General features: G+C 69.8%; 10 protein-coding genes. 7 read left to right on the top strand and 3 right to left on the bottom strand.

All coding sequences use genetic code 11. The features are described from left to right. The 6 genes from VEB62_RS04165 to VEB62_RS04140 all read left to right on the top strand — a co-directional run. Nucleotides 1-495, top strand: a 495-nt coding sequence (locus VEB62_RS04165) for a murein hydrolase activator EnvC family protein (RefSeq protein WP_324795779.1), incomplete at its 5' end; no start/stop codon positions are given. A 128-nt stretch (nt 496-623) separates the two neighbouring features. After that, nucleotides 624-929 carry a preprotein translocase subunit YajC gene (yajC, locus tag VEB62_RS04160; RefSeq protein WP_324795784.1) on the top strand — a complete coding sequence of 102 codons (306 nt, stop codon included), beginning with the start codon at nt 624-626 and terminating at the stop codon, nt 927-929. Nucleotides 930-961: 32 nt separating this feature from the next. Further along, on the top strand, nt 962-2,554 hold the full coding sequence (secD, locus tag VEB62_RS04155; RefSeq protein WP_324795778.1) for a protein translocase subunit SecD: 1,593 nt from the start codon (nt 962-964) through the stop codon (nt 2,552-2,554). Beyond that, nucleotides 2,554-3,543, top strand: a complete 990-nt coding sequence (gene secF / locus VEB62_RS04150; RefSeq protein WP_324795775.1) for a protein translocase subunit SecF — start codon at nt 2,554-2,556, stop codon at nt 3,541-3,543. Before secD ends, secF begins: the two co-directional genes overlap by 1 nt. 130 nt (nt 3,544-3,673) lie before the next feature. Further along, nucleotides 3,674-4,294: a hypothetical protein gene (locus tag VEB62_RS04145; protein ID WP_324795772.1), complete on the top strand. Its 621-nt coding sequence runs from the start codon at nt 3,674-3,676 to the stop codon at nt 4,292-4,294. A gap of 143 nt (nt 4,295-4,437) precedes the next feature. After that, nucleotides 4,438-5,070 (top strand): squalene/phytoene synthase family protein, encoded by a 633-nt coding sequence (locus VEB62_RS04140; protein ID WP_324795769.1) that lies wholly within the window; start codon nt 4,438-4,440, stop codon nt 5,068-5,070. On the opposite strand, the gene VEB62_RS04135 is transcribed toward VEB62_RS04140, so the two are convergent. Beyond that, nucleotides 5,041-5,664 (bottom strand): DUF1353 domain-containing protein, encoded by a 624-nt coding sequence (locus VEB62_RS04135; protein WP_324795766.1) that lies wholly within the window; start codon nt 5,662-5,664, stop codon nt 5,041-5,043. The two genes, VEB62_RS04140 and VEB62_RS04135, sit on opposite strands and share 30 nt — an antisense overlap. 90 nt (nt 5,665-5,754) lie before the next feature. On the opposite strand from VEB62_RS04135, the gene VEB62_RS04130 reads away from it, so the two are divergent. Beyond that, on the top strand, nt 5,755-7,647 hold the full coding sequence (locus VEB62_RS04130; protein WP_324795763.1) for an ABCB family ABC transporter ATP-binding protein/permease: 1,893 nt from the start codon (nt 5,755-5,757) through the stop codon (nt 7,645-7,647). Here the strand turns inward: VEB62_RS04130 and VEB62_RS04125 are convergent. Both VEB62_RS04125 and VEB62_RS04120 read right to left on the bottom strand, forming a co-directional pair. Continuing rightward, nucleotides 7,635-8,111: a chemotaxis protein CheE gene (locus tag VEB62_RS04125; protein WP_324795760.1), complete on the bottom strand. Its 477-nt coding sequence runs from the start codon at nt 8,109-8,111 to the stop codon at nt 7,635-7,637. The two genes, VEB62_RS04130 and VEB62_RS04125, sit on opposite strands and share 13 nt — an antisense overlap. Continuing rightward, nucleotides 8,108-8,677 (bottom strand): response regulator, encoded by a 570-nt coding sequence (locus VEB62_RS04120; RefSeq protein ID WP_324795757.1) that lies wholly within the window; start codon nt 8,675-8,677, stop codon nt 8,108-8,110. The genes VEB62_RS04125 and VEB62_RS04120 overlap by 4 nt, the downstream gene beginning before the upstream one ends. Between the last annotated feature and the right edge of the window lie 74 nt (nt 8,678-8,751).

Below are 8,751 nucleotides of genomic sequence, written 5' to 3'. Positions count from 1 at the left end.
ACGCCGCCGCCGCCGCCTCCGCCGCCGCCCACGGGCGTCCTGCCGCCGCCGCCGCGCGAGCCGGCCGCGACAGCCGGGCCGATCGCGGTCGCGCCGGCCGCCACGACGGTGGCGCTGGACTGGCCGGTGCGGGGCGACATCCTGCGCCGCTTCGGACCGGTCGGCATGGGCGAGCGCAACAACGGGGTCAACATCGGCGCGCCGGCGGGGACCGAGGTGCGGGCGGCCGCGGCCGGCCGGGTCGGCTATGTCGGCGACGACCTGGCCGGGCAGGGGCTGACCGTGCTGGTCGTGCACCGCGACGGCTGGCGCTCGGTCTATGGACACCTGGGTTCGACCCTGGTGCGCGACGGTGACGACGTGCAGGCGGGGCAGGCCATCGGCACGGTCGGCACGACCGCCGGCGACGGGCGGCCCTCGATCCATTTCGAGACCTGGCGGATGCGCGGCGACGAACCGACGGCGATCGATCCGCTGAGCGTGTTGCCGCGATAGCGCAAAGCGTCGCCCGCGCCACACGTCGCGTTGCAAAGTGTGACGACGCGCCCTAGGTTCCGCGCCTCATTTTCGAGGGGCGCCCGCGGGGCGTTCCGGCGCATGCGGAGATTATCGTGCAGGAACTCATGGCGGGGCCGTTCGGGACCCTGATCTTCTTCGTCCCGGTCATCATCCTGTTCTACTTCATGCTGATCCGGCCCCAGCAGAAGCAGATGAAGGCGCACCGCGAACTGGTGGCCGGCCTGAAGCGCAACGACACGGTGGTGCTGTCCAACGGCATGATCGGCAAGGTCACCCGCGTCGAGAACGACGAGGCCATGGTCGAGATCGCCCAGGGCGTGAACGTCCGCGTGGTCAAGGCGATGATCACCACGGTGCGCGACCGCACCGGCGTCGCGGCCAACGACACCAAGCAAGTCTCCAAGGCCTGATCTCGGCGCTCTGAAAGGTCGGGGAAGCCCGCATGATCCATCTGTCGCGCTGGAAGGTCATCCTTCTCGCCCTGTCGTTCGTGTTCGGGCTGCTGTTCGCCTACCCGAACATGCTGACCGCCGAGCAGCGCGAGGCGCTGCCGGGCTGGCTCCCCAGAAACGGGCTGAACCTCGGGCTGGACCTGCAGGGCGGGTCGTACCTGCTGCTGGAAGTCGATGTGCCGGCCATGCGCGCCAAGCGCCTGACCAACCTCGGCGAGGACGCCCGGACGGTGCTGGAGGAGGCGCAGGTCGCCATCTCGAACATCGCCCAGGACGGCTCGGGCGTGACGGTCACCCTGGCGGACCCGGCGACGATGGACCGGGCGCTGGAGGCGATGCGGCCGCTGGCCGCCGGCGGCGGCGCCGCTACGGTCGCCGACCGCACGGTGCAGCGCCAGGGCGAGGATCGCATCCGCTACGCCTTCACCCGGCAGGCCATGGATTCCATGGCCTCCGACGCCGTGAGCCAGTCGATCGAGGTGGTGCGCCGCCGGATCGACAGCCTCGGCACCCGCGAACCGTCGATCACCCGCGAGGGCGCCGACCGCATCGTCATCCAGGCCCCGGGCGAAAGCGATCCGGCCCAGCTGGAGCGCATCCTGGGGCAGACGGCGCAGCTGACCTTCCAGATGGTCGATGACGAGGGTTCCCTGGAGGAGGCCCTGGCGGGCTTCCCGCCGCCGGACGCCGAGGTCATCCCTGACGAAAACGGCACGCCCTACCTCGTCAAGAAGCGGGTTCTGGTCTCGGGCGAGAACCTGACCAAGGCGGAGGTCACGACCGACCAGAACAACCAGACCGCCATCGGCTTCCGTTTCGACGGCGCCGGTGCGCGCCGGTTTGGCGAGGCGACCGCCGCCAACATCGGCAAGCCGTTCGCCATCATCCTCGACGGCAAGGTCATCTCGGCTCCCGTGATCCGCAGCGCCATCACCGGCGGCTCCGGCGTCATCGAGGGCAGCTTCAGCATCGAGGAAGCCGGCGAGATGGTGAACCTGCTGAACGGCGGGGCCCTGCCGGCGCCGCTGAAGGTCGAGGAGCGCCGCACGGTCACCGCCGAGCTGGGCGCCGACGCCGTGGCGGCCGGCGCGCTGTCGACGGCGATCGGCTTCGTCATCATCCTGGTGTTCATGCTCGGCGCCTACGGCCTGCTGTTCGGCGGCATTTCGGTGATCGGCCTGGGGCTGAACGGCCTGCTGATTATCGGCGCCATGTCGATGACCGGGGCGACCCTGACCCTGCCCGGCATCGCCGGCCTGGTGCTGACCTTCGCCGTGGCCGTGGACGCCAACGTGCTGATCTACGAGCGGATGCGCGACGAGGCGCGGGCCGGACGGTCCGTCATCGCCTCGCTCGACGCCGGCTTCAACAAGGCCATGGGCACCATCATCGACGCCAACCTGACCACCCTGGTGGCGGCGCTGATCATGTTCATGTTCGGGGCGGGGCCGGTGCGCGGCTTCGCCTGGACGCTGACCATCGGCGTCTTCACCTCGATGCTGTCGGCCGTTCTGGTCGCCCAGGTCGGACTGGCCTGGTGGCTGAAGCTCGCCAAGCCCAAAAAACTGCCGATCGCGGAGTGATGGCGATGCGTGGATGGCCCCTCATCAAACTGCTGCCGGTCAAGACGAACCTGCATTTCGTCGCCTTCGCCAAATACGCCGCCGGGCTTTCGGCGGTGCTGGTGATCGCGTCGCTGGTCGGCGTCTTCTACCCCGGCCTGAACATGGGCATCGACTTCCGCGGGGGCGCCTCGATGGAGGTTTCCAAGCCCGCCGGTCAGGTGATCAACCTTGAAGATCTGCGGGGCGCGGCGGACGAACTGGGTCTCGGCGACGTGCAGGTCCAGGGCATCGCCCGGCTCGGATCCGACGTGAACGACGGCTCCACGGCCCTGCTTCGTTTCCAGATCCCCGACGGCCAGGACCAGACCCAGGTGGTCAGGCAGGTCGAGGCCGCGGTCACCAACGCCGTCGGCGAGGTGACCTATTCCGGCGTCGCCGTCGTGGGCTCCAAGGTGTCCGGCGAACTGTACCGGTCGGGCCTGATGGCGCTGGGCCTCGCGGTCGTGCTGATGTTCGCCTACATCTGGTTCCGGTTCGAACCGCAGTTCGGCTTCGGCGCCGTGGCCGGCCTGCTGCACGACGTGATCCTGACCTTCGGCCTGATTGTGCTGTTCCGGCTGGAGTTCAGCCTCAACATGGTCGCGGCCATCCTGACCGTGATCGGCTATTCAATGAACGACACCGTCGTGGTGTTCGACCGCCTGCGCGAGAACCTGCGCAAGTACAAGACCATGCCCTTGCGCGAAGTGATCGACCTGTCGATCAACGAGACCCTGTCGCGGACCATCATCACCGGTTTCACCGCCGTCATGGTGCTGGCGGCGCTGGCCGTGCTCGGCGGCCCGACGCTGTTCGGCTTCTCGATCGCCCTGATGTTCGGCATCGTCGTCGGCACCTATTCGTCGATCTATGTCGGCGCGCCGATCATCCTGCTGTGGGGCGTCAAGCGCGGCGGACCGGCCGACGACGCCAAGCCGGTCAAGCTGGGCATGGCGAGCCGGCCGTAGGGGCCCCGTAAAAGCCCCTACAGTCTTTCGGTTTTTGTCGGGCGCGAGCGGCGCTAAGGTGCCGCTTCAACGATTCTCGCGGCTGGTTTATCGCCGCGTTTCTGTCGAAACGCTCTGGGAGGGGCGAACCATGGGCAAGCTGCTTTCGAACTTCCGCACCACCGTGCTGCTGAGCCTCGTGCTGGCCGGCGTGATGATCTACGCCTTCGGCAGCGTCGCGCCGGGCGGCTTCGACCTGATCTTCTGGCAGGCGGTGTTCCGCTGGACCCACGTGGCGGCGGGCATCCTGTGGATCGGCCTGCTGTGGTACTTCAACTTCGTCCAGATCCGGGTCATGCCGTCGATCCCGGCCGAGCTGAAGCCGGCGGTCGGCAAGCATATCGCTCCCGAGGCGCTGTTCTGGTTCCGCTGGTCGGCCCTGGCCACGGTGGTGGCCGGCCTGGCGCTGGCGTTCAGCCGCGGCCACGCCTACGCGATCGAGGTGCTGAGCTTCGGCCTCGCCGGCGGCCTGACCGAGGATCAGAAGGGCTACACCCTGATGGGCATCGGCGTCTGGCTGGCCATCGTCATGTTCCTCAATGTCTGGGGCATCATCTGGCCGAACCAGAAGCGCGCCCTCGGCATCGTCGTGGTCGATGACGACGCCAAGGCCAAGGCCGCGCGCGTCGCCATGCTGGCCAGCCGCACCAACATGCTGCTGTCGCTGCCGATGCTGACCTCGATGGCGATGTACCAGACGCTGTTTGGCTGATCTGTCCGCTCATCCCGGCGAATGCCGGGACCCGGATTGCGGTTGCCGTCCTTCGGGACTTGCATCGACGGCGCGGGAATGCGCCTGAGATTCGTGATCTGGCATCTGGGCCCTGGCATTCGCCGGGGTGAGCGGGAAGAAACTTGAACCCTTCGAATACCCTCGACGAGCAAGTCCGCGCGGCCGACCCCGATCGCTGGCTCTCGAGCCGGTTCGTGGGGGATGCCCACGCGCGGGCCGATCTGATCGCCCTCTATGCGTTCGAGGCCGAACTTCTGGCCATCCCGACCCGCGTGACCCAGCCGCTGCTGGCCGAGATGCGCTACGTCTGGTGGCGCGAGCAGATGGACGGGGTGTTCGCGGGAGAGGCGCGCAAGGGCCATCCGGTGCTGGAGGCGCTGACGGAGGCGGTCGCCCGCCACGGGCTGGAACGGGCGTCGTTCGACGCCCTGATCGAGGCGCACATTGGCCGGGTGCACGGCGAGCCGCACGACCTCGACGCCTTCTACGTCGGCCCGATGCAGGCGGCCGCGCAACTGCTCGGGGCGACCGATCCGGCGCTCGCGACATCCGCGGCCCGGGTCTGGGGCCTGATCCAGACCGGACGGTTCGACGAGGCGCGGGCGGCCTTGCCGGACGCAGCCCGCATCGCCCGCGATCTGCCGGTCGGGGCGTTTCCGGCCGTGTTGCCGGCCACTCTGGCGCGAAAACCCGCGGCCGGGCCGCTGGAGAAGCGGCTGCGGCTGCTATGGGCCGCAGTTCGCGGGCGCCTGTGACTTGATGCGTTCGATGACCCCGGGATCGCCGTCGCCGAAGAAGGCCTCGCGCGGGGCCGGCGGCGGCGACACGTCGCCGGTGCGCCAGTCCATGAACTGGGTCGCCCAGGTCGCCGCCGCGCGGTCGTAGCCGCCGGCGCCGAAGGCTGTGACGGCGCCGTGCATGATATTGCGGCGGACGATGCCGACGCCGAGTTCCTGCAGGGCGTCGCGAAAGATGTCATCGGCCTCGCCGCGCCGGCCGGGCTCGCCGATCGAATACAGCCAATCGTGGACCACGGCCGCGATCGCGTGCCGGCCGAAGGGTGGAATCAGCCAGCGGCCAACGCGCGGGATGGAGGCGAAGTCGGTGACGTAGCCGGCGGGAACCCAGATGGCGCGGCCGGTCCGCTCATTGATGTAGCCGAAGGGCTGGATGACCACGACCGTGGTGCGCTCGTCGCGCTCGCGGTCCTGCTGGTGATTGATGGCGCAGACCAGCGGGCGGTCGACCGCCGTCGGCGCGGCCGTCGCGGCAGGCAGGGATGTGGCCGCAGGGGCGGACAGCGACGTGGCCGCGACGGCGGCATCGGCGGGGGCGGCGCAGAATGACATGGCCGCCAGACTATGCCCGACAACGGCGACGGTTTCATCCGCGGTCGATGCCGCTTTGCGAACCCGGGCGACGCGGCCCATATCTGCGCCATGGCGAGACTGGGTGAACGGACGGGGCGGCGGGGCGATTCACTGGCGAAGGCGGCGCAGGGCGCGCCTCCGGCCGAGCCTCCGAAGGGGCCGCCGACGGGCCGGGCGCTGCTGGACCTGGTCCAGCTGGTGCGGCGATCGAATGCGCCGCAGCTGCATCTGCGCCTGCTGGCGGCGATCGGCATGACTCTGGGCGGCAAGGCGCTGGGCGTGCTGGCCCCCCTGGTGCTCGGTGCGGCCGTGAACCGGCTGGCGGCGGGGCAGGGGGCGGCGGTCGGCATGGCGTGGGGCTTCGGCGCCTTCGCGGTCGGCTGGGCCTTCGTGCGGCTGCTGTCGGCGATCGCGCCCAATGCGGCGGACGTGGTGTTCGCGCCGGTCCGATCGGCGGCGCAGCGGACGGCGGCGACCGAGACCTTCGCGCATGCCCTGAGCCTGTCGCTGGATTTCCACCAGACCAAACGGTCCGGCTCGCTGTCGCGGACCATGGACCGGGGGTCGCGGGCGGTCGACTTCCTGATGCGCATCCTCGCCTTCAACCTGATCCCGACGGGGGTCGAGCTGGTGCTGGCGGCGGGGGTGCTGGCCGGGGCCTATGACTGGCGGTTCGGGGCCGTGGCGGTGGCCGTGGTGGCGATCTACGCCGTCGCCACCTTCGCCCTGTCGAACTGGCGGATCGAGCACCGGCGCGAGATGAACGCCGCCGACACCCAGGCGGCCGGCGTGTCGGTCGACGCCCTGCTCAACTACGAGACGGTCAAGTCGTTCGGGGCCGAGGCGCGGGCGGCGCGGGTCTATGACGAGGCGCTGGGCGACTACACGCGGGCGGCGCTGAAGGCCAACAGTTCGCTGGCCCTGCTGAACATCGTGCAGGCGGTGATCATGAACCTCGGCCTGGCGGTCATGGCGGTGATGGCCGGCTTCGAGGCGGCGGCCGGGCGGATGGGGCCGGGCGATGTGATGGCGGCGGTGCTGATCATGATCTCCCTGTATGCGCCGCTGAACATTCTGGGCTTCGCCTATCGGGAAATCCGCCAATCCTTCATCGACATGGAGGAAATGCTGAAGGTGACGCGTCAGACGCCGCAGGTGGCCGACGCGCCCGACGCCGCCCCCCTGCCGCGACCGGCGGACACGCGCGGCGCGGCCCTGGCGTTCGAGCAGGTGGGCTTCCGCCACGACGCCCGCGCCAACGGGCTGGAGGACGTCAGCTTCACGGCGCCGCCGGGCACGACGACGGCGCTGGTCGGGCCGTCGGGCTCGGGCAAGTCGACGATCGTCAAACTGGCGCTGCGGTTGCTCGATCCGCAGGAGGGCCGGGTGCTGATCGACGGCATCGATGTGCGTCAGGTGACGCAGGAGTCGCTGCGCGCGGCGGTGGCGCTGGTGCCTCAGGACGTGGCGCTGTTCAACGACACCATCCGGGCCAATATCGGCTTCGCCCGGCCCGACGCGGACGAGGCGGCGATCTGGGCGGCGGCGGACGCGGCCGAGCTGGACGAGTTCATCGGGGCGCTGCCGCAGGGCATGGACACCATGGTCGGCGAGCGCGGGCTTAAGCTGTCAGGCGGCGAGCGCCAGCGGGTCGGCATCGCCCGGGCCCTGCTGGCCGATCCGTGCATCCTGATCCTCGACGAGGCGACCAGCGCGCTGGACAGCCGCACCGAGGCGGCGATCCAGAAGACGCTGCGGCGGGCGCGGACCGGGCGGACCACGCTGGTCGTGGCGCACCGGCTGTCGACCATCGCCGACGCCGACCAGATCCTGGTGCTCAAGGCCGGGCGGATCGTCGAGCGCGGCGCCCACCACGAGCTGGTGGCGCGTCAGGGCGGGGAGTACGCGGCTCTGTGGCGCAAGCAGACGCGCGGCGCGCGGACCGAACGTCAGCCGGTCTGACCGAACTTCTTCGCCACCATCCCGGCGAGATGGGCGGTGACCTCGGCGCGCTCGGCGACGGCCCCGGCGGGCAGGGTGTTCAACAGCCGCAGCGACTGGATGTGCACGGCCACGATGCGCCAGTCGAAGGCGGCGCCCTCGACCGAGGCCCGGTCGACCATGTCGCACAGGCTTATGGCCACAGCGCAGATCTCCTCGAGATCGAACGGAGAGGCGGCGTCGACGATGTGATTGGCGGAGTGGTAGATCTGCTGGAGGCTGTGAACCGTCGCGTCGGGATCAGACGGGGCGTCCATGGCGACGAGGGCGTCGATATGGCGCGTGACCTCCTCCAGACCCTTTTCGCGCAGGGCCGAGATGTTTTCGCGGGCCTGGGCCAGGGCGACGCCGATGCTGACGCCGCCGGCGCTGTCGATCAGGGCGGCGAGGCGCGGCGCGCGTCGGGCGTGGGTGATGACGGTCATTGGGCGGAAGCCGCGAGGGCGGCCTTCTCGGCCTCGAACCGGGCGCGGCGGATCACGTCGACCCGGCGCTCCTCGCCCGGCGGCGCGGTTTCGCGGAAACGCCGGTCAGGGCCGAAATACTCACCGACCTCGAGGAAGGGGCGGCCGTCGCGCGCCACCCAGACGATGCGCTCCAGCAGGCTGGCGGCGCTGAACGGCTTGGTGATGATGAAATTGGCCCCCGAGTCCCGGACCCTGGAGACCATCGAGCGGCGGATGTGGCCGGCGGTCATGATCACCGGGACGAAGGCGTTGGGCGGGCCGGAACGGCGCAGCCAATGCACCAGTTCGAAGCCGTCCATACCCGGCATCTCGCAGTCGACGACAAGAAGGTCGATCTCGACATCCTGAAGGACCTCGATCGCCTCGGCGGCGCCGCGCATCGAATAGCGCGTCTTGATCCCGAAGCCGAGCAGGGCGCTGGAGGTGATCTCCGCCGCGAAGGCGGAGTCGTCCACGATCATGGTGACGGCGCCGGTCAGATTGATGATCGCGCTCTCGCGCAGGGTCTCGCCAACGACGCCCATACCTACCCGCCCCCGCTGAGTCGCCCACCGCAACCCGGCATGGGGACACCGTTGACCGGCAACCCTCGCCGAAT

This window comes from Brevundimonas sp., assembly GCF_035626975.1.
GTDB lineage: Bacteria > Pseudomonadota > Alphaproteobacteria > Caulobacterales > Caulobacteraceae > Brevundimonas.
Note: the sequence above shows the minus strand (reverse complement) of the source record. Positions and strands in the feature narration are given on the sequence as shown.